The sequence below is a fragment of the Aeromonas sp. R4-2 genome, assembly GCF_040908295.1.
GTDB lineage: Bacteria > Pseudomonadota > Gammaproteobacteria > Enterobacterales > Aeromonadaceae > Aeromonas > Aeromonas veronii.
Genome location: NZ_JBFODL010000016.1, coordinates 146,037 through 168,858 on the forward strand (window position 1 = coordinate 146,037; position 22,822 = coordinate 168,858).

A 22,822-nucleotide genomic window follows, 5' to 3' on the forward strand; every position below is an offset into this window, starting at 1 on the left:
GCACTCTCAACGGCAATCGATCCCCTTTCCGGCTCGGGAGATCAGTTGGTCATAGCGGCCATCGGCACGGGCGGCAGCCAGGGCATGATTGAAGCGCTCAAGCAGGCTGGCGGCCTCCGGGTACTGCCGTGAAATGATCAGATAAAAAGTATCGCTCTGGCGAAAGTGGGGCAATGCCTGCAGATGGCAGGGGTCGCCAAACAGCTGACGGCTGGCATCCCGGGTCACCGTCTCGTTCATCGGCAGCAGATCGATCCGTTTGCGAGCCAGCAGTTGCAGACATTGTGCCAGAGTCTTGGGGCGCTGCAGATCCAGCCCGAAACGCTTGATCACCCCGTCGGCATGGCTGGTGCTCCACCCCAGCGGAATACAGACACGCAACCCTTGCCAGCGGCCAGCCTGAATGGCCTCACTCCCCCGATAGGTGAACCAGGAGAGGCGATCTATATGAATGGGAGCGCTGTAGTGGAAGAGCTTGGCCCGCTCGGCAGTCCAGGCGTAGGGGAAGGTGGCCGCGACCAACCCATTGCGGGTCAACTGATAGCCGCGGGGCCAGGGCAGGTAGTCGACCTGGAGCTCTCGATACCCGGCCTCTTGCAGCAGGGTCGTCACCAGCCTGGTGCTCTCGCCACCTTCAGGCAGTGCCTTGCCGGTATAAGGGGTGAACTCACCGGTCACCAGCAGCAAGGGTGCGGCCTGCAGCCAGACACACCAACAACACAACAACCACAGACAGTGCTTCATCAGCTGCTCTCCCTTTACCCTGTTGATGAGTATAGAGAAGGGATCCGACCACCTCCTGCGCGGTTGTCCTGCTGACGCCCTCTTGTTAAGGTTGCCGCCTGCCTCGATCAAGGAGATCCAATGTTACCCCTTCCCGACTCATTTATCTGGGGCGCGCTGGCGCTGGCCGTGCTGCTTGCCCTCTTCCGCCAGCGTCTTCCCGCCTTTGCCCTGCTGGGACTCTCCCTGCTGCTGGCCCTGTGGCTTGACCGAATGACGCTACCCGCCCTGCTGGTCTCGGTCGCAGGATTACTGCTGGCGTGGCGTACGCCAACCCTCCCCGCCCGCCGGGCGATGGCGGCCAGAGTGGTGCTGATCCTCTGGGCGATTGCGCTGACCCTGCACCTGATCCCCGGCTTCAACAATCTCAAGGTGCTGGATCAGGCGCTGGCAGGCCCCGCCAGCGTGCCGTTCAACATGTATCTGAACCTCGACAAACCGCTGCTGCTCTTTGGCTTGCTGCTGGCCTGCCCGATGCTGCTGGGCAAGGGGGGAGCAATCCGCTGGCGCCCGCTGGCGCTGTTGCTGCTGCCGCTGGGTGCTCTGCTGGTCATCGCCTGGCAGTTGGGGGCACTGAAACCGGAAGTGGGTCTGCCCCACTGGTGGTGGCTGTTTGCACTCAACAATCTGCTGTTCACCTGCGTGGCGGAAGAGGCGCTGTTTCGCGGCGCGATCCAGCAGGGGTTGACCGAGCGTTACCGCCCCTGGATTGGCATCGTCGTGGCCGCGCTACTGTTCGGAGCCATTCACCTGCCCGGTGGCCCACTGCTGGCGCTGTTTGCGACCCTGGCAGGCTGCTGCTATGGCCTGGTATTCCAGCTCAGCGAGCGACTCTCCGTGGCTATCCTGATCCACTTCGCCTTCAACTTCGCCCATCTGGCGCTCTTCACCTACCCGCTGGCCCACCGCTAACTCCTGAAGTGAAGGCGCCCGACACGGGCGCCTTCCCTCGCACCTCCCCCCTCTCTCTTTAAGCGTGCTACCTCGCTCGCTTTACACCTCCATAAAGCTCCAAACAAAACCAATTCATTTACTTGTAACCAAAATGTAAACAAACTGACCTCTGCATTCGCCATAACAGTCACTTTCCATTGCCCTGCAACCAAAAGGATCCTGTGATGCAGAAAACCCTCAGTTATGCCGCCCTGCTGCTGGTCAGCCAGTTCCCGCAACTGGCACTGGCCGATACCGATGTCTATCTCACCAACAACAGTCCTGAACCGCTCCAGATCGACATCCGCCAAAGCGGCAGCGGCCAGCTGCAACCCGGCAGTCAGTGGAGCCAGCACCGTACCGAGCTGGGCCCGTGGGAGAGTGCCATGGTGCTCAGCTTCAATCGCTATGAGGGGGTCAAGGCGGGCAAGAGCTATCTGTTCGAAACCCGCGTGACCACAGCGGGTGGCGACGTCTATCGGCTCAACCAGCTGATGGAGGGAACCTGGTGGAACACCACCTTGCAGCACGGTGGCGAGACACCGACCAGCGCATCCGGCTGGCAAAACGATCGGGCGATCCATCGCGTTGCAGGGCCACAAGAGCTGGCCTTTGCCGCCAAGTTCACCGGCCGCTACGACGATCTGCACTATATGATCACGCCCCCCCAAAAACGGGAGCAACCGGAACCGGCAGAAAACAGGCTCAAGGTGGCCAGCTACAACATCTGGGCGCTGCCGGTGATCGCCTCCAGCATCGGCGAGCGGTTGACCCTACTGCCTGATTATCTCAAGGGCTATGACGCCCTGCTGCTGCAAGAGGTATTCGATGGCCGCCGTGAGGGCTTTTTACAGGCGCTGGCGAAAGAGTACCCCTACCAGACCAAAGTACTCGACAAGCCCGGGGTCAACATTCATGACGGCGGCGTGGTGATCGTCAGCCGCTATCCCATAGTGCGGGAGGCCCAGCTGGTCTATCCCCAATGCACCGGCACCGACTGCTTCGCCGACAAGGGGGTGATGTACGCCGAGGTGATCAAGGGGGGCAAGGCGTGGCACCTGTTCGCCACCCACACCGCCAGCTTTGACACCGACGAGGCGCGCAAGCTGCGGCAGATCCAGTTCGGTCAGATCCGCTCTCTGGCTGCCAGCCTCAAGATCCCGACCACGGACACCGTCATCTACGGCGGCGACTTCAACGTCAACAAACGCAAGTTTGCCGATGACTACGCCAACATGCTGGCCAATCTGAACGCCTATGAACCCGCCTATGGCGGCTATACCGAAGCCACCTTCGATCCCAGGATCAACCCCTATGCCGGTGGCCCGCTCTCCGGTGGCGCTAACGTCGAGTATCTGGACTATCTGATGGTGAGCCGGGAGTACGGCAGCGCCAGCCACAACCTCAACACGGTCTGGATCCCGCGCAGCAGCGATGGCAGCCTCTGGCCCGCCAGCAACCTCTCAGACCACTTCCCGGTCAAGGGAGAGATCAGCCGATGACTCGCCGTTACGGGATACTGGCGCTGGCTATCCTGACCCTTTTGCTGGTGAATCTGGGCTGGCAGGAAGAGCAGTCCCCGATATCGCCAGAACGGTCGGAGGCGCCTTCTCCGGCCGATGTGCAGTTGCCAGCAGAACCGGGGATCCCGCCTCCCCGCATACCAAACGCTGAGGGGATGGATGGCAAAAGCAAAGAAGTGCCCAGCAGCTGGCAGGCGATGCCGGATGAACTGATCAACCAGCTTGCCAGCGAGATCAGCGACAGCGAGTTGCCGCTGGCGCAGCGTGTGAGCAATCTGGAAGCAACAGAGGCCGGGTGGCTGAACAAGGGGGAGAGTCTGATCCGGTTACAGGGGCGCTATGCCCTGGCGCTGGATCAGTTGGCGCAGGAGAGCGAGCAGTTGCCGCTGGCCGAGCGGCTGGACGCCCTCAGCCGCTTGCAGGACCGGTGGGCAGCGGATCATCCGGATCTGGCGGTGGATCTGTTCAACCCGGATGCCCGCCTGCAGCAAGCTCGTCAGCTTTGGGGAGATGAGGAGCTAGCCACCCTGGCCCGCCACTTCCTGCCCTCAGAGCAGGCCGAAGCCACGCTGGTGTTTGCCGGGGCGCGCCAGCAGCAGCTGGATCAACGCAGCCGCTACCAGCGAGAGCTGGCCGAGCTGGAGCAGCAACTGGCGGTCAGCCAACAGCAGATGGATCCTGCCCTGTGGCAACAACACAAGGAGGAGGTGTTGAGTCAGTGGCGTCGTGACTTCTTCGCGCGGGAGCAAGGCAAACCCTGAGGTCAGCGCTTGCCCTTGAACTGCTTGACGCTGCGTTTGGCCTGAGTACGGCGATTGGCCTGCTTGTCACGCGGGGGGCGCTTGCCCTCCCCACTGGCAGGCTGGTCGGTAACCGGGAATCCCGCCAGATCGCCCAACGGCAGCTCGCGGCCGGTCAGGGTGCGAATGGCTTGCAGCATGTCACTCTCGCCATGACAAACCAGCGAGATGGCCAGCCCCTCGCGGCCAGCCCGGGCGGTACGACCGATGCGGTGTACATAGACGGGGGCGCTGGCGGGCAAGTCCAGATTGATCACTACCGGCAGCGCCTCCACATGGATGCCGCGCGCCATCAGGTCGGTGGCCACCAGCACCCGAATTTTGCCCTCTTTGAAATCGCCGAGCGCCTGCTCGCGCACCGCCTGCTCTTTTTCGCCATGGAGGGCAGCCACAGCGATACCTGCCTTGGACAGCTTTCTGGCAACCCCGTCGGCATCATCCCGCGCACTGATAAAGACCAGCACCTGCGGCCACGCCTGCTCCTTGAGCAGGCTGATGAGCGCCGGTACCTTGCTGCTTTTGTTGACCAGATAGAGCCGCTCTTCGATCTCGTTCACCACACTATTGAGGGGGTTGGCCTCGATACGGGTAGGCTCGCGCAGCAGGCCGTTGGCTAGCGCCTCCAGCTCGGCAGGCAAGGTGGCGGAGAAGAGCAGGGTCTGGCGATCCGCCGGAATAACGCCGAGCAGCGCCTTGATGTCGGGAGCAAAGCCCATCTCCAGAAGGCGATCCGCTTCATCCAGCACCAGCAATTGCAAACCATCCAGCCCCAACAGTTGCTGGGTCAGCAGATCCCGCAGCCGCCCCGGCGTGGCGACCAGCAGCTGTGGCCCCTGCGCCAGTTCGGCCTGTTGCCGCTCCTGCGCAACGCCCCCACACAACGTCACGATACGCAGCACCAGCGCCTCGGCGCCCTCTTTTAGCGCGGCAGTGACCTGAATCGCCAGCTCGCGAGTTGGCACAAGCACCAGACCCTGCACCTGGCTGGAGGCAGGATCCAGCCGTTGCAGCAGCGGCAAGCCAAACGCCAGGGTCTTGCCGCTGCCGGTCTGGGCCAGCGACAGCAGATCCTGCCCCGCCAGCGCAGCCGGAATGGCCAGCTGCTGGATGCGGGTCGGCGTCTGCAAGGTGGCGGGCAAAGAGGCAAGCAGAGCGGGATGGAGGGCAAGTTCGCTAAAGGTCATGGCGCTACGTCAACAAAGAAGTGGGAGGCGAAGTCTAGTGAGCGGGGGCCGAGAAGTAAAACCCTATCCATGATGGCCTGACCGAGGGGACTGGCGACCGGCTGACTACACTTTAGCTGACCCATCACCAAGAGAGACTCGCCATGACCAGACACATCCCCCTTCTGCTGCTCGTGGTCACCCTGCTCGGCAGCGCCACCCTCGGCCTGTCGCAGACTCCGGAGAACGACGCTGCCCCCGAGCCGTCTAAACCGATGCGCATCCTCAATGCCCACCTTGGCGAGCTGCCGGGGCTGATCAATGCCGACAAGACAGGCCCCTTTGTCGATCTGGTACACGCCATCGATGACCTCTACCCCGATGTAACCATCAAGATCACTATCTACCCCATCGCCCGTGCCATGGCTGGGGTGATCTCCGGCAAGGCTGATCTGGGGCTGCCCGCCATCCGCAACCTCAAGGATATCGATATGCTGGCTTATCGTTTCAGTACCCGCAGTTTTGGCAAGGTTGCCCATGTGATTTACAGCAATACCGCCTATCCGGTCACCACAGATATGGCCTACGGCATAGTGCCCACCAAACGGGATCTGCTGATCGAGGCGGTTCCCGACTATATGCCCTTCCCGGTGCAGCGCTCGATGAGTATCGAGCAGTCACTGCGCAAGCTCTCACGCGGCCGTATCGACGCCTTTGTCTGGGCGCAAGAGGAGGCCGACCTGATGCTCAAGCAGCTGGGGCTGACCAATATCAGGCGAGAATTTTTCGGGGATTTCGAGGATGTCTTCATCATCCAGAAAGGGACTGCTGGTGATGAGATGGACGAATTTCTCCGCCAAGCCATTGATCAGCTGGCCGCCACCGGCAAACTGGCCGAGATCTACGAGAAGATCCACCGCCCCTATGTGGAGTGGCAACCCTCCCCAACCGCCAAGGCTGAACCGGCGACCACCCCGCCAGCTACGCCCTGAACGGATAATTCCCGCATAAAAAATCCCGCCGAAGCGGGATTTTTTATGGCTTGCAGCCTTACAGCACGGCCAGCGCCGCAGCGTAGTTCGGCTCGTCGGCCACTTCGGCGACCAGCTCGCTGTGCAGCACCTTGTTGTCACCATCCAGCACCACGATGGCGCGAGCGGTCAGACCTACCAGCGGGCCAGAAGAGAAGGCCACGCCGTAATCTTCCATGAAGGCCGCACCGCGCAGGGTGGAGAGGGTCATTACCTTGTCCAGACCTTCGGCGCCGCAGAAGCGGGACTGGGCGAACGGCAGATCGGCGGAGATGCACAGCACAACTGTGTTCTCCAGCGCGCTGGCTTGCTCGTTGAACTTGCGCACAGAGGTCGCGCAGGTCGGGGTATCGACGCTCGGGAAGATGTTCAGGATTTTGCGCTGACCGGCAAAGCTTGCCAGGGTCACGTCGGAGAGATCCTTGGCCACCAGGGAGAAGGGCTTGGCTTGCTCACCGGCGACCGGGAAGTGACCAGCGACGGAGACCGGGTTGCCTTGCAGAGTGACTGAGTTGCTCATGTGTTATGTCCTTTATTGGTGTAGTAAAAATCCGGGTGATCAGTATAGGGGCGGCGGGACCAGACAAACACCCGCGAAGACAAGGGATATAAAGGGGTTGACCTTGGACTTAACACCAAGGTTTAGACTCCTTCTCGGTAATCAGGGATCTCGCAGGGGCGGGATCCATCAAGAGGGACTCATCATGAGCAAATCCTGCTGCAATCATCAGCACGCTGCCCCCATCAAGGCCGTCAGCAAGGCGGCCTCCGGCCAGAGTGAGCATCACCACGATAGCCACTGCTGCGACAACACCACGCCCGTCAGTTGCTGTTCAACCCAGACACCTCATGAGCACGCATCCCGTGACGGCAATGAATCCCCCGGGGATGAAGAGCCTCCCCGAGGGGGCTGTCACGATAAAGCGTGCTGCAGCGCCCCCTTATCGCCAGCTCACGATCATAAACATGAGCATGAGCATGAGCATGAGCATGAGCACGATATGCCCCCTGCCGACCCGCTAGTTGCACCGGTACAAGGCAACAGCCGCCACAGCTGGCAGGTATTGGGGATGGATTGCCCCAGCTGCGCCCGCAAGATCGAGACCGCCGTCAGCCGGGTGAGCGGCGTGCAACAGGCGCGCGTGCTGTTTGCCACCGAGAAGCTGGTAGTGGATCTGGCCCCAGGCCTCTCCCCAGATCCCGTCACCGCCGCCGTGCTGGCCGCCGGTTTCCAGCTCAAGGGTGCTCAGGCCAATACAGCCCACACAATCACAAAGGAAGCAACACGCCAAAGCCCGCTGCTGACCACACTGGGCAAATATTGGCAGCCCCTGTCACTGGCCAGTCTGATGCTGGTCGCCGCCCTGCTGCCGAAAGAGTTCGGTCAGCCGCTCTTTACCCTGGCCACCCTCTGGGGCCTGTGGCCCATCTCCCGCAAGGCGTGGGCGCTGACCAAAAGCGGCTCCCCCTTCGCCATCGAGACCCTGATGACGGTGGCCGCCCTGGGCGCCCTGTTCCTCGGTGAAACCGCCGAAGCGGCCATGGTGCTGCTGCTCTTTATGCTGGGTGAACATCTGGAGGCCTACGCCGCCGGACGCGCCCGGGCCGGAGTGACCGCGCTGATGGCGCTGGTGCCTGACAAGGCGCTGCGCATCCGTACCACTGCCGAGGGCGAGGTGCGCGAAGAGGTCGGCGCCGATGAGCTGCGTCCCGGCGACATTATCGAAATCGCCCCGGGTGCCCGTCTACCTGCCGATGCCCGCCTGCTCGATAAGCTCGGTGCGTTTGACGAGAGCGCCCTGACCGGTGAATCCATTCCGGTGGAACGCCGTCAGGGTGACAAGGTGCCGGCCGGCAGTCTGGCTGCAGATCGAGTGCTGCGCCTTGAAGTCGTCTCCGAGCCCGGCAACAACGCCATCGACCGCATTCTACACCTCATCGAGGAGGCCGAAAGTCAGCGCGCGCCCATCGAGCGCTTTATCGACCGCTTCAGCCGCTGGTACACCCCGGCCATGATGCTGGTCGCCCTGCTGGTGGTGCTGGTGCCGCCCCTTGCCTTCGGCCAGAGCTGGGACGAGTGGATCTATCGCGGGCTGGCGCTGCTGCTGATCGGCTGCCCCTGCGCGCTGGTCATCTCCACCCCGGCAGCGGTTACCTCGGCGCTGGCCGCCGCAACCCGTCAGGGGGCGCTGATCAAAGGGGGGGCCGCGCTGGAACGATTGGCCCATATCGATACCGTGGCGTTTGACAAGACCGGCACCCTGACCCTGGGCAAGCCGCAGCTGACCGAGCTGGTGAGCCTCAATGGCCAACCGGAGACCGAGTTGCTGGCACTGGCGGCTGCCATCGAGCAGGGCTCCCACCACCCGCTGGCCCGCGCCGTGGTCGCCAACGCGACCGAACAGGGGCTGACGCTGGCGGAGGCCCGCGACCTGCGCACACTGCCGGGCATGGGGGTTGAGGGACGCATCAACGGTGAACTGTGGCAACTGCTGGCACCGAGCCGGGTGGCGGCCCTGAATATGGAACAGCAAACCCGGATTGGTTCGCTGGAGCGGCAGGGCAAGACCGTTGTGGTGCTCTGCCAGAGCAGCGGCGACCAGGCGCTGCCGGTCGCCCTGCTGGCGCTGCGGGATCAGATCCGGCCGGAAGCCGCCACCGCGCTGCAAGAACTCAACCGGCTCGGGCTCAACAGCATCATGCTGACCGGGGATAACTCCAACGCTGCCGAGGCGATCGCCACCGAGCTGGGCATGGGCTGGCGCGCCGGCCTGTTGCCGGAGGGCAAGGTCGATGAAATTGCCAAGCTCGCCAGCTCGCAGAAAGTCGCGATGATCGGCGATGGCATCAACGATGCCCCCGCCATGAAGCGGGCCAGTATCGGCATCGCCATGGGGGGCGGCACCGATGTGGCGCTGGAGACCGCCGATGCGGCGCTGACCCACAACCAGCTCGGTGGCATCGCCGCGATGATCCGGCTGTCGCGGGCGGCACTGGCCAATATTCACCAGAATATCGCGCTGGCGCTGGGGCTGAAGGCCATCTTCCTGGTCACCAGCCTGCTCGGCATCACCGGCCTGTGGATTGCGGTGCTGGCCGATACCGGCGCCACCGCACTGGTCACCGCCAACGCCCTGCGCCTGCTGCGCAAGCGTTAAGCCTGCCGATAGCATCCCAACCAAAAGCCGTCCCCCAACCGGAACGGCTTTTCTTTTTCCTCTCATTTCTCTCACGGCACCCCGTAAAAGAAAAAGCGCGCCTGCCGGTCGGCAGTCGCGCTTTGCTTACTCTCTCGGAGTTATCCCACCCTTGGCAAGGTGGAATTCAACCCGGGGGCGCCGAGCCATCCCCCGGACTCAATGGCTTGCTTACTTGACGCTGCACTCCTGAATGACGGCAGTACCCGCCTTGACGCCAGCCGGGTCAACCTTCACCAGCACACTCCACAGCCCCTGCGGCAGGGTGATGCTGTTATTGGCACTGCCACCCTTGGAGAAGGCGAACGAATAGCCGGTTTCAGCGTTCACCGCGCCGCCACCGTTGAGCAGGTACTCCTTGCTCCAGTCCTCGTTGGCGACCTTGAACTCGGTGCTGCCGGTGTAGTTGAAGGCTGCCTGATAGATGGCGAGATCGCCGTCCATTCCCTTGTAGCTCAACTGGTACTGGGGCTGAGCGGCCCAGCCGGAGAGCTCCCCCTTGACGAACAGGTTGTAGCCGAGCGGATTGCCCGCCACCGTATCCAGTACCTTGCAGCTCTGCACCGGCTCGGTGAAGCTGACGCTCAGGGTGGGCTTGTCCTTGTTCATGGCGGTAAACACGAACTTGTAGCTGCCCGCCTTGGCCAGATCGAGCCCGATGTTGCCGGTATCCCCACCCTTGCAAAGGGTCAGCGGAGTGCCGACCACCAGCTTGTCACCGGCGTTACAGCTGCCGTAGTTGACTGGCCCCCAGCTGGCATCTGCAATCTTCACCTCGGTTGAGCCCAGCTTGTCAGCCTGTACTTCCGTGGTGAATTCATACATGAAGTTGCTACTGAAGGTCATCTGGTTGGTCTCACCCCATTCACCGAGGAACCCCTTCAGATAAACATCGGTGTTGCCAAACGGTGGCAGCGTGCTCAGGTCGGTCTTCTTGCTGACCGGCAGACCTATGCCCTGTGCGCCAGACTGCGGCTTGACGAACACGGCAGCAGACCAGGCCCCCAGCGTCAGCTGGCCGTTGTCATAGGCGGCGCCGCTAGCGATGCTGCCGACTGCGCGATGCTTGCTGCTAAGCACCATACCGCTCAGATCGATGGGCTGATCGTTGCCGTCACGGAAGTCGCCGATGCTCTGGCTCTGGTTGCTGGCGTTGATCATCACCACCAGACCGTCGATGGCCGGATCAAAATCCGCCCCGGCACTGACGCCATCATCCACCGTCATGACGATAAGGCCGGGCTCCTGATCCGGGCCGGTATTGCGGAAGTCGACCCGCTTGATCACCTCGGCACCGCTACCCAGACGCAGCAGGCGGGAGGAGTTGCGCAGCTCCGCCAGCTCCTGATAGAAGCTCACCATCTGCGCCATCTCGGCCGAGCCCGGCTTGGCATGCTTGCCGAGCACCTGCTCGATCAGCGGATAGTTGTCGCCATCCTTGTCCTTGCGCGGTAATCCCTTGTCGAAGTTGTTGTCGGCCAGGGTGTAGTCGACCTTGTTGTACCAGTCGCCCGAGTCATAGCTGTCCCGCTCCATGGATTTGGAACGCAGCAGCTCGACACCGGCGTGGGTGAAGGGAATGCCCTGACCCAACATGGCGGTGGCGAGAGATACCCCCTGCATCCGCACCAGATCGGCTCCGGCAGGCGCCTTGTAGATCAGGTTGTCGAACAGGGTCTGGTTGTCGTGCTTGTCGACGTAGTTCTGCACTTCCACCGGATCTTGGGCATAACCGGCAGGCTGACCGTTGTAGTCGATCTCGGCGCCTTTCTTCGGCATGCCATCCTTGTCGGTCAGCACGAACTCCTTGAGGTTGCCCGCCATGCCGAGCCGCACCAGATCGGACTGGTGCAAGGCCGTCGCCAGATCCACCTTGCTCATTTCGTTAGGATCGACGAAGGCACCGTTGCCAAAGCCCTGGGTCTTGCGAATGGTATCGCCACCGTCGAACGGACTGCCGCCGCGCACCGCATCGCGCAAGCGGTCGGAGAAGGAGCCGATACCGGTACCGCCCAGATGCTTCTGGGTCGCCTGCACGAAGCGCTTGTCATCCTGCACTTCGCCGAAGTTCCACCCCTCGCCGTAGAAGTACATCTCGGGATTGACCTTCTTCACCGCGGCCAGCGCCTGCACCATCTGATCTTTCGGATGGTGGCCCATCAGGTCGAAGCGGAAGGCGTCGATCTTGTAGTCGCGCGCCCAGGTGACCAGGGAGTCATCCATCAGCTTGGCGAACATGGCGTGCTCCGGCGCCGTGTTGGAGCAGCAGGTGGAGTTCTCCACCGAGCCGGTCTCCGGATTGAGGCGCTGATAGTACCAGGGCACTATCTTGTCGAGCACCGACTTGGGGCCGAGCCCGGATTCGTTGGTGTGGTTGTAGACCACATCCATCACCACGTTCATGCCGATGTTCTGCTTGATGGCCTTGACCATCTCGCGGAACTCCAGAATACGTTTGGTGCCCTCGGCGTTGGTGGCGTAGGAGCCTTCCGGCGTGGTGTAGTGGTAGGGATCATAACCCCAGTTGAAGGAGTCGACGCCGCGCAGGTAACCGGAAAGCTCCTGCACCTGCGGATTATCCTTGCTGTCGCCCCCTTGCAGGTCGGCCAGCACATCCCCCACGGTCTGACCGCCACCGCAGTAGCTGCCAAACTTCGAGGTTTTCACATCCGGATTGACCTGACAGAGCTTGCTGAAGTCATCGCCGAGATTGGCCACCTTGGCCGGATCCTCGTTGACGGTGGCGATATCGAACACCGGCAGCAGGTGCAGGTGGCTGACGCCGCTTTTTGCCAGCGCTTTCAGATGGTTGACCGGTACAGAGTCGGGCTGGGTCAGACCGACAAATTTGCCGCGCTTCTCTTCATCGGTGGAGGCATCGTTCCCGGTCAGGTCGCGAACATGGGCCTCATAGATGGTGATATCGGCGGGGTTCTGCTGGCTGTGGGGCGCCTTGAGGCTGTCCCATCCTTCCGGTTTCAGGGCCGGATCGTCGAGATCCACTACCTGACTGAACTCGGAGTTCATCGCCAGGCTCAAGGAGTAGGGATCGGTCACCTCATAGTGCTCAACCTTGCGGCTCAGCGGATGGTAAACCTCCATGTCGTAGCGGTAGAACTGGCCGATCAGCTCGCTGCCCCCTTCGTAACTCCAGCTGCCGCTGGCGCTGTCGAAGGTCATGGCCACTTCACCACTCTTCTGGTGGCTGGCGTTGTAGAGGGCCAGCTTGACCGACTTGGCGGTCGGCGCCCAGAGGCGGAAGGTCACCCGGTTTCCCTCCACCACGGCACCATAGCTCAGCTTGGTCGCCTCTGGGGCATAGAGCGCATCGAGAGCGCCGGCACTCTGCACCAGGGTTGCCCCCTGCAAAATGCCGTCAGCATCAGTGCCGATAGCCACCAGTTCGCCCTTGAGCAGAGGCTTGAGATCTTTACCGACAGGCAGGGCAAAGGCGGCGGCATCCTTGAGATGCGGATATTTGGCCTGCTGCTCGGCAGTGAGGCTGGTCGCGGTCAGGCTGATATAGGGGAAATCGAACACCCCATCGGCATTGGCCTTGATGGTGCCCGAGTCGGTGTAATAGAGGCGAACGTGGGGCTTGTCCTTGCCCCCTTGCCAGATCAGGGTATTGCCATCGATCAGATGAGCGCTGGCCCCCGCCACGCCAAAGGCGGCGGTAAAGGCTTCGGCACGGCTGCCAAACAGATCTTTCTTGCCCGCAACGATGGCCACGGTGCGATCCGGGTGCTCACTGAAGATCACCTTCATATCGCTGCCGGTCAGGTTGGCCAGATCGCCGTTGCGGGCGATAAAGTTGATGCACCCTTCCACATTTTTGAGCGGCACGACCCAGGCCGGACCAAAGCTGTCGGCGGTGGCTGGAGTCTTGCTCTTGTCATCCCACCCAGTATTCAGGCCACTATCAGCCGTTGCCTGGCAGGCGTCGTTGTTCCAAAGGTGCAGGCTGTGGCTGTCAAACGGTGCCTTGGCCCCTTTGGCTGCCGACTGGGTATCCACCAGCGCAATGACCACCTGATTTTCGCCAGCAACCAGCAACTCTTTCGGGGGATCCATCTTGGGCAGACGAGCGACAGGCCCATCGGTGACTTCAGGTGTAGGCGGTGTAGGGGGGACGGGGTTCACACCGGAGGCATCAGAGCTGTTGTCATTACAGCCAGACAAAAGCGCGAGCAGTGAGGCTGTTACCAGCGCCACTTTGGTCTTTTTCATATCCATATTTTTATAATTCCCGCTGTAGTTAGTCTCGATAGTCGAGCACCCGGTCATTGCCAGGCGGTGCCATATTAATCATCAGCAATCGATTCAAATGTGAGCGGAAGGGCAAAAAAACCATCCAGTTTCAACAAGATAACGTTTTCAGACTGAAACTTCGATCCGGCTCACAGACCTCGCAGCCATTTGGCCTCATATCTGGAAAACGGCAGTCACGGGGTCAGAAAAGCAATGTCTGATCAAGTGGATAGACAAGGAGTAAACAATGAAACGGATTGAAGAGCAGGCAAGACGACTCGATCAGGAGTATCAGGCGATCGGGCAGCTGTTCGACCAGTTCTGCCAGCAGGCTGGCGCCCTGGCCGAGCAGTATCACTTCTTCAACTGGCCCGATTATGAAGACTCGCCCCCGCTGAGCCGCGCCTTCACCCTGTTGGGGGAACCCCGCGAACTGCGGCTGCGCTGTCAGCCCGGTGAGCGCTCCGCCCTCCATGGCCTGATCCAGGTGGTCTCGGAGGATGGCACCATAGATGCCAGCCTCGGGTTTCGCGCCGATGGTCAGCTGCTGCTGGAGTCCGGCAAGCTGCTGGACAACCCGCCCGGACTGCTGCTCAAGCTGCTGCTCGGCGCTGTGTGGCAACACAAGCCCCAGGATGAAATCACCGGGCAGCCGCACTGACATCAGAGTGCCAACGGCACTGAAACCAAGGGGGCCAAGGGCCCCCGTTATTTATCCTGTTCGCTGGCGATCTCGATGGTCACATGCACCAGCTCTTCATGGATCGCCAACCGTTCGCGGATCTGCTGCGCCGGTAGCGGATTGACCATCAGCAAAGAGAGCACGCAGGCATACTGCTGCTGCCCTACCCGCCAGACGTGCAGATCGCGAATATCAGTGCCCGGCAGTTCGGCGATGACCTCGCGGATCTCCGCCACCAGCGGGGTATCCATCTCGGCATCCAGCAGCACCCGGCCGGAGTCGCGCATCAGACCCCAGGCCCATACCGCCACCAGTCCGGCACCCACTATACCCATCAACGGGTCGAGCCAGTCGGCCCCCCACAACATACCTCCCGTCAGCGCCAGAATCGCCAGCACGGAAGTGGCCGCATCCGCCAGCACGTGGATATAGGCGGCGCGCAGGTTGAGATCCTGATGGCCGTGGTGATCGTCATGGTCATGATGATGATCGTGGTCGTGATGCTCATGATGGTGGTCATGCCCATGGTGATGGTGGCCGTGATCATCCTTGAGCAGCCAGGCACAGGCGAGGTTCACCAGCAGCCCCACCAGCGCGATAGCGATCGCTTGTTGATAGTGGATCGGGCTGGGATCGAGCAGCCGGAACACCGACTCGAACAGCATCAACACTGCCACTCCCACCAGCAACAGGGCGCTGGTGAAACCACCCAGCACCTCGATCTTCCAGGTGCCGAAGCTGAATCTGTGGTCGCGGGCGAAGTGGCGGGCGGCACGATAGGCCAGCATCGAGAGACCGAGCGCCAGCGCGTGGGAGCTCATGTGCCAGCCATCGGCCAGCAGCGCCATGGAGTTGTAGAACCAGCCGCCGCCGATCTCCGCCACCATCATGATGACGGTCAGCAATACGGCCCAGCGGGTCTTCTGTTCAGCCAGCGGATTGCCCTCGTGGATGACGGGGTGATGGCAGTGGGATTGAGCGAGGGATGACATGGATTTCTCCTGAGAGCGATGATGCAATATACTATACCCCAGTATAGTTTTATTGATCGAGAGGATCCGTCATGTCCCACACCATTCACGACAAAAAGAAGCTGCTGGCACGGGTGCGCCGTATCAAGGGACAGGCCGGTGCGCTGGAGAGCGCGCTGGAGCAGGAGAGCGAGTGCGCCGCTATTTTGCAGCAGATCGCCGCCATCCGCGGCGCCGTCAACGGCCTGATGCTGGAGGTGCTGGAAGGGCATATGCGCGAGCATCTCGGCGCCCCCGATGCCACCCCGGCCGAGCGGCTGGAGGATCTGGATCAGGTGGTCAGCGTCCTGCGATCCTATTTGAAGTAAGCAGGATGGCGGCGCCATCCCTTCAGGCTCGACCAGCGTCGGGCTTGAGCCACCGCCAGCTTTGCGCCATGATGTCCAGCCCGGCTGACCGCCGGTTTTACTGGACAGTCAATTTCAAGGATCCCCCATGTTTGAACACGTCGATGCCTATGCTGGCGACCCCATCCTGACCCTGGTCGAGACCTTCCACAAAGACACCCGCGAGCAGAAGGTGAACCTGGGGATTGGCCTCTACTACGACGAGCAGGGCCGCATTCCGCTGTTGCCGTCGGTGCAGCAGGCCGAAGCCCAGCGCGCCGCCGCCCCGGCCCCGCGCCCCTACCAGCCGATGGAAGGCGCCGCCAACTACCGCACCGCGGTGCAGCACCTGCTGTTTGGTGCCGACCATGAAGCGGTCAAGGCGGGACGTATCGCCACCATCCAGACCATCGGCGGCTCAGGCGCGCTCAAGATCGGCGCCGATCTGCTCAAGCGCTACTTCCCGACCTCCGAGGTATGGGTCAGCAATCCGACCTGGGACAACCACAAGGCGATGTTCGAGGGAGCCGGCATCAAGGTGCACGACTACCCCTACTACGATGCGGCCACTGGCGGCGTGCAGTTCGATGAGATGATCGACTGCCTGAGCACCCTGCCGGCCAAGAGCATCGTGCTGCTGCACCCCTGCTGCCACAACCCGACCGGGGTGGATCTCTCCCGCGCCCAGTGGGATCGGGTGATTGCGCTGGTGGTCGAGAAGAACCTGATCCCCTTTATGGATATCGCCTATCAGGGCTTCGGTGACGGACTGGAAGAGGATGCCTACGCCATCCGCGCCATGGTGGCCGCCGGTGTCAGCTTCTTCGTCAGCAACTCGTTTTCCAAGAACCTCTCCTTCTACGGCGAGCGCTGCGGTGGCCTGTCGGTCATCTGCAAGGATGCCGAAGAGGCTAGCCGGGTGCTGGGCCAGATGAAGGCCACCGTGCGTCGCAACTACTCCAGCCCTCCCACCCACGGTAGCCAGATCACCGCGGCGGTGATGAGCCAGCCCGAGCTGCACGCCATGTGGGTCGATGAAGTGACCGAGATGCGCACCCGCATCAAGGCGATGCGCCAGAAGCTGTTCGAGGTGCTGAACACCAAGGTACCGTGCCGTGATTTCAGCTACTTCATCAACCAGCGCGGCATGTTCAGCTACACCGGCTTCACCCCGGAGCAGGTAGATCGCCTGCGCGAGGAGTTCGCCGTCTATCTGGTGCGTTCCGGCCGCATGTGCGTGGCGGGCCTCAACAGCCGCAACGTCGACTATGTGGCTGACGCCATGGCCGCGGTGCTCAAGGGCTAATCCGCATCAGCCCCGCTTTGGCGGGGCTTTTTGTCTGTTTCATTCGCTTGTGGAGTCTTTATGGATCTGATCGCACTCTCGAGATTGGGCGGTCGCCATCTGGTCACCCTGCACTTGCTGCTCGACAACCAGAGTGTCACCCGCACCGCAGAGCGGCTCTGCACCACCCCCTCTACCGTCAGCAAGACCCTCAATCAGCTGCGTGAACAGCTCGGCGACCAGCTGCTCTACCGCCAGGGCAACCAGCTGCTGCTCACCCCCTTTGCCGAACGGCTGGCCCCGACCCTGCACCGACTGCTGAGCGAACTGAGCGGACTGACCCGCCAGAACGCCTTCGACCCCCAACAGTGGCAAGGCACCTTGCGGCTGGGATTGCGCGAGAGTGTGATGAGCTGGCCGGTGGGGCCGATCTTGGGGCAACTGATGAGAGAGGTGCCCGGCATGGTGCCGGAGATCCGCAACAAGGATGAGCAGGGGCTGGAGGCGCTGGCGGCGGGCAAGCTCGACTTCGTCATTCTGCCTCACGATCAGAGCCAGCCACTGCCGCGCCAGCAAGGGCTGGTGTGGGAGACACTCCGGGAAGAGCAGCTGGTCTGCCTGCTGCGTAAGGATCATCCGGCGCTGGCACAGCCATGGGATCTCGATGCTTACCTGAGCTGGCGCCACATCGCCATCCGCGACAGCGAGCTGGCCAACCCCTTCTTCGAACAGAGCCTGGCCCAGCAGCAGGTACGCCGCCAGATTGGCGCCACCCTGCCCGATTTTGCCAGCGCCGCAGCCCTGCTACCTCACAGCGATCTCATCCTCACCGCCATCGGTGGCTGGGCGACACGCATGGCCAGCCAGCAGGATCTGGCGATCAGGCCGGTCCCGTTCGATTACGGCAAGGTAAGCCACAGTCTGGTCTGGTATGGCCCAGCCGGCGATGGCTCGGCCCGCCACTGGTTCCGCCATCGGATCCTGCAACTGGGTCGCGAATTGATTGAGCCCTGAGCCGGACGACAGAGAGCAATGATTGATGTTTCACCGCGGCGAAACATCAACGGCAATAAGGGATCAGGGACGTTTGGTATAGATGGGGCTGGGGAAGGAGGCGACGTTGCTGCCCAGATCCGTGATGCGGGCAGCCCCCTGCTTTTTCACCTGATCGATGCGCAGCACCTGATGCATGGGAATAAGGGTCTGGCGCACATCGGCAAATTCGCTCTTGAGCTTCTCGTGACTGGGATCGACGATAAGCGCCGTGTGGTTGTCCCAGACAAAGTCGGCAATCTCGATAAAACCGAACAGCTGGCCCTGATTGACTTCGCGCACATAGACTTCGTAGCGCTCGCTGTGGCAAATAAACTGAACCCGATATAACGCCTTGCTTTCACTCATGATTATCTGTCATTGAGAGGTAAGAAGATGGCCATTATTCTAGCCGCCGTTTTCGCCCCCTCCAATAGACAGAAATCACAGTTGCGGCCTTTCCATGCCGCTCCTCACGCCATGACGGTCACCGGATGACGCAGCCACTCAGCCCATCAAGGCAGGCAGTGAGACCGGCCCCAATCCCGCTGTGCGCAAACGGCTGGCCAGCTGTTCCAGCTCGGTTTGGTGAGCCTGCGGCCATTGCGCCGCCTCTCCCCGCACCCCGTGGTGGCGAAAACCGTTGAGGCGAATGGGCACAGGCCCAAGCTGCTGCAAGAAGGCGGCAAGATCCGCGTCAAGCTCACCATTCGCATCCAGAAAATCACTCTTGCCCGGCACATGGAGCAGCCGCAACTCGGCCAGCTTGCCGTGGCGTGCCAGTAGTTGCAGCGACCCCAGCACCCGCTCGCGGCCATAGCCGGTCAGGGTGTGATGGACCGAGTCGCGCCAGCCCTTGAGATCGAGCATGGCGCCGTCGAGCACCGGCAGCAGCCGCTGCCAGCCGGTTTCGGCCAGAGAACCGTTGCTGTCGAGCAGGCAAGTGAGATGGGTCAGATCCGGCGCGCCCTTGATGGCGGCAAACAGCGCAACCACAAAGGGGAGCTGGGTAGTCGCCTCGCCGCCGGAGACGGTAATCCCGCTCAGCAATGGGCCGTAGCGGCGCAGCAGGGCCAACACCTCGGCCACCGTCATGGTTGTGGTCTTGGGATTGGCACTGCGCGGGCAGACATCCAGACAGGCGTCGCAATCGGTGCAGAGCGTTGCCTGCCAATGAACCTTGCCTTCGCTCAAGGTCAGGGCGCCGCTCGGACAGACCGCAAGGCAGTCACCGCAATCGTCGCACAGCCCTATGGTGTGCGGGTTGTGGCAGCCGGGACAACGAAAGTTGCACCCTTGCAGAAACAGCACCAGCCGGTTGCCCGGCCCGTCGACACAGGAGAACGGCAGCACCCTGCTTACCAAGGCGCTGCGTGTTGGCAAAACATCAGCCATCGGTGCGAACTCAATACTCGCCGATAGTCGATTCGTGGGCGACCACTCGCGGAGCCCGCTGACGAATGGCGGTCACTTCACTCGCCTCGGCACCGAGACAGGTGGTCTGCAAGCGCGACCCCTCCTCTGCGAAGCGGGCCACGTCGCTCTTGCGGATCATGTAGCCGGTCACCCGCACCAGATCGCTGTCGGCCACGTTGGCGGTGAACTCGCGCATACCGATAGCGAGCGCCCCCTTGCAGAGCTGCAACAGCGCCTGCGGGTTCTGGCGGATGGTGGGATCCAGCGTCAGGATCTCGCTGATCCCCGAATGGTAATAAGTGTGGTGCGGCGCCAGCGCCAGCACATGACTGGCGGGATCCGGCTCCTGCCCGTAGGGAATGCGCACCCCGGGGGTGACAGCCACATCGATGCTGAGGCCACCTTGCGAGTGCAGCAGCGCACGACCACCCCAGGCATGGGTTTGCGGCGTCGCAGTGACATATTCCGAGAGCTGAGCCGAGATGCGATAGCCAAGCTGGTTCGCCTCCTCGCCATGGCCGTAACGATCCGGCAGATTCTCTTTATCCATCAGGATATTGACCGCTTCCGCCATGCCGTAGATGCCGAACATGGGGACAAAGCGATCCTCATCCAGCAGCCCCTCTTTCACCAGAAAGCTGTCGAAGAAACCGGACTCATCGTGGAGGAAGGCGGCCCGCGCTTCGATCAGCTGAGAGGCCAAGCGGCAGTAGTGGGGCAGCAGGCAGCCGAGGAAGTCGTCGATCCCCTGACACTGCTCGGCGACCCGCTTGAGGGAGATGCGCACCAGGGTATTGGCGCCACCCGCCTGCGGCAGGGCGTTGTAGCAGCTGACGATGCCAAAACCACGCTGGTCAAAGGTATCGCGATGGATCGGGTAGTTGGCAATGTGCGGCTTGCTGCACTCGGCGATGTTCTTCACCGCCTGCAGCAGCAGGCTGTCCGGGGTCTGCTCCGGATCGTGGAAGAAGGTGAGGTTCGGCGCCACCTGCTTGAGCTCGTTGTCGATGCGCAAGATCAGGCGGCAGATACGGTTGTCATCCGGCCCGATGTTGACGTGCATGAAGGCGTCCGGCAGCACCCTGTCCAGATAGACCCAGAACCCCTTCAGCTTGCGATAGAGGGTCTCGTCATCCAGTTCGCCGACAAACGGCAGCAGCAGATGGTCGAGCCGACCCAGCCAGACCGGCATGCCGGTGACTGAGGGGACATGGTGATAGAGGATGCGCAGGGCGTTGAGCGCCTCGTCGAAATCCTGCGGCGCCGCCAGCTCCAGCCAGGCAGAGCCCTGAGTCAGGAATTTTTCATAGTCCGGCAGCACATAACGCGGCTTGTAGGGGGCGTGCCCTTCGAACATGTCGCAGATAAATCCCTGCTCCATCGCCTCGGCGACTGCGGCAGGCAGGTCGGGGTAGGGCAACGCATTCTCGGCGGCCAGCGCCAGCGCGTGGCTCTTCTGGGCGGCGGAGAGATGGGGATCGCGCACGATGCGCTGACAGGTTTCGATCAAAGACATGGGACACTCCTCCACGGATAGAACCCATATCCTCACCATTTGCAGGCTTTTTTTGAAGTGACATTCATGACATGACGGATGTCGAATAATGACATCCATTACACAAGATCACGGCTCGCGCTTCACCAAGGTAAGAGCTCGGCTATGCCTCCCAGCCAGCGCAGCAGAAAGAAGCCCCCCATTCCGCCCACCACCACAACCAGAGTCGGTAGCCGCAACAGGGTCAAGAGCATTACCCACAGGGTGGCAGTCAGGTAGTCAGGATCCCAGTCAAGACCTATCCCCGGCTCGTAGCTAAAGACGATGGGCAACCAGATTGCAGTCAGCACCGACTGGGCCGAAAAGCCGAGAAACGCCCCCATCTCGGCACCCGGCTGATATCGGGTCAACCGAGAAAAGAAGGCGAAGCGGTTGAAAAAGGTGATCAGGGCCAGCAAGCCAATCATCAGCCAGCTCACGCTACCTCCTCATCCGGTGCAGCACATAGCCCACCACCATGCCAGCCAGAGCCGAGACGATGATGTGGATCTCCGCCAGCAGCGGCTTGGTAAGCAACGCTGTGCCGCCGCTCACCAGAGTGGCCGCCACCATGGGCAAGTTTTTCATGGCGGGAATGGTCATGGCGATGAAGGTGGCTGCGATGGCAAAATCCAGCCCCATGCTGTCCAGTTCATCGATGTACTGGCCGGCCGCGATGCCGAGCAGGGTCGCCAGATTCCAGAACAGATAGAAGACGAATCCCGCGATGAGCGCGTAGGCCGGATCAAAGTGGCCGCTGCGCTCCCGGTCTTTCAGCGCCACAGCGAACATCTCATCAGTCAGGAAAAAAGCAAGGCTGGCCCGCCAGCGCAGGGAGAGCGGCAATACGTCACGGCGGAAGGTGAAGCCGTATAGCAGATGCTGGGAAGTGATCACCATGGTGGAGCCCATGATGGGCAGCAGGGGTGTGCCCGCCCCGAACAGGGTCGTGGCCGAGAGCTGGGCGGCTCCGGCGTAGACCAGCAACGACATCAGCTGAGCCTGAAGCGGACTCAGCCCTGCCTGCAACGCCAAAGCGCCACACAGGATCCCCCAGGGGATCACCGAAATGGAGAGCGGGAGCATATCCAGTGTGGCACGCCACTAGAGCATCCCCGTTCGCTCGGGCACGCTCGTTACTGACATCATGTGATCTTCCTTGTCACAGCCAAAGCAAGCCGAAAAAACTAGCACGGGACAGCAAGCGCTGTCACGTTATCACTGGCGGGAAATAAAACGCCCGCGGAGTCGCGGGCGTGCACAAGGGGATCAGGGCTCGATGACGATGGGCGTACCCGGATCAATCGCGTCCCACACCTCATCCAGCTCGTGGTTGAGCATGGCGATGCAGCCGTTGGTCCAGTTGGAAGGCTGAACCCTGCGGTTGCCAATGCTGTTGCGCTGGCCGTGGATCATGATCATGCCACCCGGACGAACACCCAGCTCATTGGCGCGCTTGATGTCATCCAGGTTCGGATAGTTGATATGGATGGCTTTGTAGTAGCCGGAATTGGTCTTCTTGTAGTCGAGGGTGTAGCGCCCTTCCGGCGTACGCTGATCCCCTTCCTGCTGCTTGTGCCCCTTGGGCGCCGGGCCCAGAGCAATCCAGTAGCGCTTCAGTTCTTTGCCATCCTTCATCAGGGTCAGGCTATAGGTCGACTTCTTGACCACCACCAAATCGGCTTTTTCGGTAAAGGCAAAACTCAATGCGGGCCAAAGCCCCAACAAACACAGTAATACGGCTCTCATTCCATCCCTCGACAAGCCTCTGGTGCGGGCTTTTCTTGTTACCAGATCATCTGAACGATGCCCGCCGAGCGGCGAGCGAGCGCCAT

20 protein-coding genes are annotated in these 22,822 nt (G+C 61.7%); 9 read left to right on the forward strand and 11 right to left on the reverse strand.

The genetic code is table 11. From position 1 onward, the window contains the following. Positions 1 to 6: 6 nt before the first annotated feature. Positions 7 to 744 (reverse strand): substrate-binding periplasmic protein, encoded by a 738-nt coding sequence (locus AB5Y99_RS15520; protein ID WP_368210070.1) that lies wholly within the window; start codon positions 742 to 744, stop codon positions 7 to 9. A 120-nt stretch (positions 745 to 864) separates the two neighbouring features. On the opposite strand from AB5Y99_RS15520, the gene AB5Y99_RS15525 reads away from it, so the two are divergent. The 3 genes from AB5Y99_RS15525 to AB5Y99_RS15535 all read left to right on the forward strand — a co-directional run bounded on the left by AB5Y99_RS15525 (position 865) and on the right by AB5Y99_RS15535 (position 4,000). Next, complete coding sequence (locus AB5Y99_RS15525) at positions 865 to 1,695, forward strand: lysostaphin resistance A-like protein (RefSeq protein WP_368210072.1); 831 nt, start codon at positions 865 to 867, stop codon at positions 1,693 to 1,695. A 206-nt stretch (positions 1,696 to 1,901) separates the two neighbouring features. Further along, the gene (locus tag AB5Y99_RS15530) at positions 1,902 to 3,218 is read left to right on the forward strand and encodes a sphingomyelin phosphodiesterase (RefSeq protein WP_368210073.1); all 1,317 of its coding nucleotides are present in this window, start codon (positions 1,902 to 1,904) and stop codon (positions 3,216 to 3,218) included. Beyond that, entirely contained in the window at positions 3,215 to 4,000 is a 786-nt protein-coding gene (locus AB5Y99_RS15535) for a hypothetical protein (protein ID WP_159157682.1), read from the forward strand. Before AB5Y99_RS15530 ends, AB5Y99_RS15535 begins: the two co-directional genes overlap by 4 nt. Positions 4,001 to 4,002: 2 nt before the next feature. On the opposite strand, the gene AB5Y99_RS15540 is transcribed toward AB5Y99_RS15535, so the two are convergent. Next, a complete protein-coding gene (locus AB5Y99_RS15540) occupies positions 4,003 to 5,223 on the reverse strand; it encodes a DEAD/DEAH box helicase (RefSeq protein WP_368210075.1) in 1,221 nt (406 codons plus the stop codon). A 143-nt stretch (positions 5,224 to 5,366) separates the two neighbouring features. Here AB5Y99_RS15540 and AB5Y99_RS15545 point away from each other — a divergent pair, with 143 nt between their 5' ends. Continuing rightward, positions 5,367 to 6,194: a transporter substrate-binding domain-containing protein gene (locus tag AB5Y99_RS15545; RefSeq protein ID WP_201944156.1), complete on the forward strand. Its 828-nt coding sequence runs from the start codon at positions 5,367 to 5,369 to the stop codon at positions 6,192 to 6,194. Positions 6,195 to 6,252: 58 nt separating this feature from the next. Here AB5Y99_RS15545 and tpx read toward each other — a convergent pair whose 3' ends face one another. Further along, the gene (tpx, locus tag AB5Y99_RS15550; protein ID WP_368210077.1) at positions 6,253 to 6,753 is read right to left on the reverse strand and encodes a thiol peroxidase; all 501 of its coding nucleotides are present in this window, start codon (positions 6,751 to 6,753) and stop codon (positions 6,253 to 6,255) included. A 184-nt stretch (positions 6,754 to 6,937) separates the two neighbouring features. On the opposite strand from tpx, the gene AB5Y99_RS15555 reads away from it, so the two are divergent. Then, on the forward strand, positions 6,938 to 9,391 hold the full coding sequence (locus AB5Y99_RS15555; RefSeq protein WP_368210078.1) for a zinc/cadmium/mercury/lead-transporting ATPase: 2,454 nt from the start codon (positions 6,938 to 6,940) through the stop codon (positions 9,389 to 9,391). 210 nt (positions 9,392 to 9,601) lie between these two features. Here the strand turns inward: AB5Y99_RS15555 and pulA are convergent, their stop codons facing one another. Next, complete coding sequence (pulA, locus tag AB5Y99_RS15560) at positions 9,602 to 13,666, reverse strand: pullulanase-type alpha-1,6-glucosidase (protein WP_368210080.1); 4,065 nt, start codon at positions 13,664 to 13,666, stop codon at positions 9,602 to 9,604. Positions 13,667 to 13,928: 262 nt separating this feature from the next. On the opposite strand from pulA, the gene AB5Y99_RS15565 reads away from it, so the two are divergent. After that, on the forward strand, positions 13,929 to 14,342 hold the full coding sequence (locus AB5Y99_RS15565) for a hypothetical protein (RefSeq protein WP_139436672.1): 414 nt from the start codon (positions 13,929 to 13,931) through the stop codon (positions 14,340 to 14,342). A 47-nt stretch (positions 14,343 to 14,389) separates the two neighbouring features. On the opposite strand, the gene dmeF is transcribed toward AB5Y99_RS15565, so the two are convergent. Beyond that, positions 14,390 to 15,355 carry a CDF family Co(II)/Ni(II) efflux transporter DmeF gene (gene dmeF / locus AB5Y99_RS15570; protein ID WP_213387655.1) on the reverse strand — a complete coding sequence of 322 codons (966 nt, stop codon included), beginning with the start codon at positions 15,353 to 15,355 and terminating at the stop codon, positions 14,390 to 14,392. 71 nt (positions 15,356 to 15,426) lie between these two features. Here dmeF and AB5Y99_RS15575 point away from each other — a divergent pair, with 71 nt between their 5' ends. From AB5Y99_RS15575 to AB5Y99_RS15585, 3 genes are all read left to right on the forward strand, one after another. Further along, positions 15,427 to 15,702, forward strand: a complete 276-nt coding sequence (locus AB5Y99_RS15575) for a metal/formaldehyde-sensitive transcriptional repressor (RefSeq protein ID WP_106843869.1) — start codon at positions 15,427 to 15,429, stop codon at positions 15,700 to 15,702. A 127-nt stretch (positions 15,703 to 15,829) separates the two neighbouring features. Further along, positions 15,830 to 17,026, forward strand: coding sequence for an amino acid aminotransferase (locus AB5Y99_RS15580; protein ID WP_106843868.1), 1,197 nt, complete (start codon positions 15,830 to 15,832; stop codon positions 17,024 to 17,026). Between the two features lie 60 nt (positions 17,027 to 17,086). Then, on the forward strand, positions 17,087 to 18,019 hold the full coding sequence (locus tag AB5Y99_RS15585) for a LysR family transcriptional regulator (protein ID WP_213387654.1): 933 nt from the start codon (positions 17,087 to 17,089) through the stop codon (positions 18,017 to 18,019). A gap of 63 nt (positions 18,020 to 18,082) precedes the next feature. On the opposite strand, the gene AB5Y99_RS15590 is transcribed toward AB5Y99_RS15585, so the two are convergent. From AB5Y99_RS15590 to AB5Y99_RS15615, 6 genes are all read right to left on the reverse strand, one after another. Next, complete coding sequence (locus tag AB5Y99_RS15590) at positions 18,083 to 18,406, reverse strand: DUF1820 family protein (protein ID WP_005340296.1); 324 nt, start codon at positions 18,404 to 18,406, stop codon at positions 18,083 to 18,085. 138 nt (positions 18,407 to 18,544) lie between these two features. Beyond that, positions 18,545 to 19,432 (reverse strand): YjjW family glycine radical enzyme activase, encoded by an 888-nt coding sequence (locus AB5Y99_RS15595; protein WP_368210082.1) that lies wholly within the window; start codon positions 19,430 to 19,432, stop codon positions 18,545 to 18,547. Between the two features lie 10 nt (positions 19,433 to 19,442). After that, the gene (locus AB5Y99_RS15600; protein ID WP_368210083.1) at positions 19,443 to 20,969 is read right to left on the reverse strand and encodes a YjjI family glycine radical enzyme; all 1,527 of its coding nucleotides are present in this window, start codon (positions 20,967 to 20,969) and stop codon (positions 19,443 to 19,445) included. 122 nt (positions 20,970 to 21,091) lie between these two features. Next, positions 21,092 to 21,427, reverse strand: a complete 336-nt coding sequence (locus AB5Y99_RS15605; protein WP_005340292.1) for an AzlD domain-containing protein — start codon at positions 21,425 to 21,427, stop codon at positions 21,092 to 21,094. A 1-nt stretch (position 21,428) separates the two neighbouring features. After that, positions 21,429 to 22,073 (reverse strand): AzlC family ABC transporter permease, encoded by a 645-nt coding sequence (locus AB5Y99_RS15610; protein WP_368210084.1) that lies wholly within the window; start codon positions 22,071 to 22,073, stop codon positions 21,429 to 21,431. Between the two features lie 183 nt (positions 22,074 to 22,256). Then, complete coding sequence (locus AB5Y99_RS15615) at positions 22,257 to 22,736, reverse strand: murein L,D-transpeptidase family protein (RefSeq protein WP_042084254.1); 480 nt, start codon at positions 22,734 to 22,736, stop codon at positions 22,257 to 22,259. Positions 22,737 to 22,822: the final 86 nt, after the last annotated feature.

What these genes read in the sequence shown, in the direction of transcription:
- AB5Y99_RS15615 (WP_042084254.1), bottom strand. Translation starts at nt 22,736, where the DNA reads ATGAGAGCCGTATTACTGTGTTTGTTGGGGCTTTGGCCCGCATTGAGT.
- AB5Y99_RS15525 (WP_368210072.1), top strand. Translation starts at nt 865, where the DNA reads ATGTTACCCCTTCCCGACTCATTTATCTGGGGCGCGCTGGCGCTGGCC.
- AB5Y99_RS15520 (WP_368210070.1), bottom strand. Translation starts at nt 744, where the DNA reads ATGAAGCACTGTCTGTGGTTGTTGTGTTGTTGGTGTGTCTGGCTGCAG.
- dmeF (WP_213387655.1), bottom strand. Translation starts at nt 15,355, where the DNA reads ATGTCATCCCTCGCTCAATCCCACTGCCATCACCCCGTCATCCACGAG.
- AB5Y99_RS15565 (WP_139436672.1), top strand. Translation starts at nt 13,929, where the DNA reads ATGAAACGGATTGAAGAGCAGGCAAGACGACTCGATCAGGAGTATCAG.
- AB5Y99_RS15580 (WP_106843868.1), top strand. Translation starts at nt 15,830, where the DNA reads ATGTTTGAACACGTCGATGCCTATGCTGGCGACCCCATCCTGACCCTG.
- tpx (WP_368210077.1), bottom strand. Translation starts at nt 6,753, where the DNA reads ATGAGCAACTCAGTCACTCTGCAAGGCAACCCGGTCTCCGTCGCTGGT.
- AB5Y99_RS15555 (WP_368210078.1), top strand. Translation starts at nt 6,938, where the DNA reads ATGAGCAAATCCTGCTGCAATCATCAGCACGCTGCCCCCATCAAGGCC.
- pulA (WP_368210080.1), bottom strand. Translation starts at nt 13,666, where the DNA reads ATGGATATGAAAAAGACCAAAGTGGCGCTGGTAACAGCCTCACTGCTC.
- AB5Y99_RS15595 (WP_368210082.1), bottom strand. Translation starts at nt 19,432, where the DNA reads ATGGCTGATGTTTTGCCAACACGCAGCGCCTTGGTAAGCAGGGTGCTG.
- AB5Y99_RS15530 (WP_368210073.1), top strand. Translation starts at nt 1,902, where the DNA reads ATGCAGAAAACCCTCAGTTATGCCGCCCTGCTGCTGGTCAGCCAGTTC.
- AB5Y99_RS15585 (WP_213387654.1), top strand. Translation starts at nt 17,087, where the DNA reads ATGGATCTGATCGCACTCTCGAGATTGGGCGGTCGCCATCTGGTCACC.
- AB5Y99_RS15610 (WP_368210084.1), bottom strand. Translation starts at nt 22,073, where the DNA reads ATGCTCCCGCTCTCCATTTCGGTGATCCCCTGGGGGATCCTGTGTGGC.
- AB5Y99_RS15545 (WP_201944156.1), top strand. Translation starts at nt 5,367, where the DNA reads ATGACCAGACACATCCCCCTTCTGCTGCTCGTGGTCACCCTGCTCGGC.
- AB5Y99_RS15535 (WP_159157682.1), top strand. Translation starts at nt 3,215, where the DNA reads ATGACTCGCCGTTACGGGATACTGGCGCTGGCTATCCTGACCCTTTTG.
- AB5Y99_RS15575 (WP_106843869.1), top strand. Translation starts at nt 15,427, where the DNA reads ATGTCCCACACCATTCACGACAAAAAGAAGCTGCTGGCACGGGTGCGC.
- AB5Y99_RS15590 (WP_005340296.1), bottom strand. Translation starts at nt 18,406, where the DNA reads ATGAGTGAAAGCAAGGCGTTATATCGGGTTCAGTTTATTTGCCACAGC.
- AB5Y99_RS15540 (WP_368210075.1), bottom strand. Translation starts at nt 5,223, where the DNA reads ATGACCTTTAGCGAACTTGCCCTCCATCCCGCTCTGCTTGCCTCTTTG.
- AB5Y99_RS15600 (WP_368210083.1), bottom strand. Translation starts at nt 20,969, where the DNA reads ATGTCTTTGATCGAAACCTGTCAGCGCATCGTGCGCGATCCCCATCTC.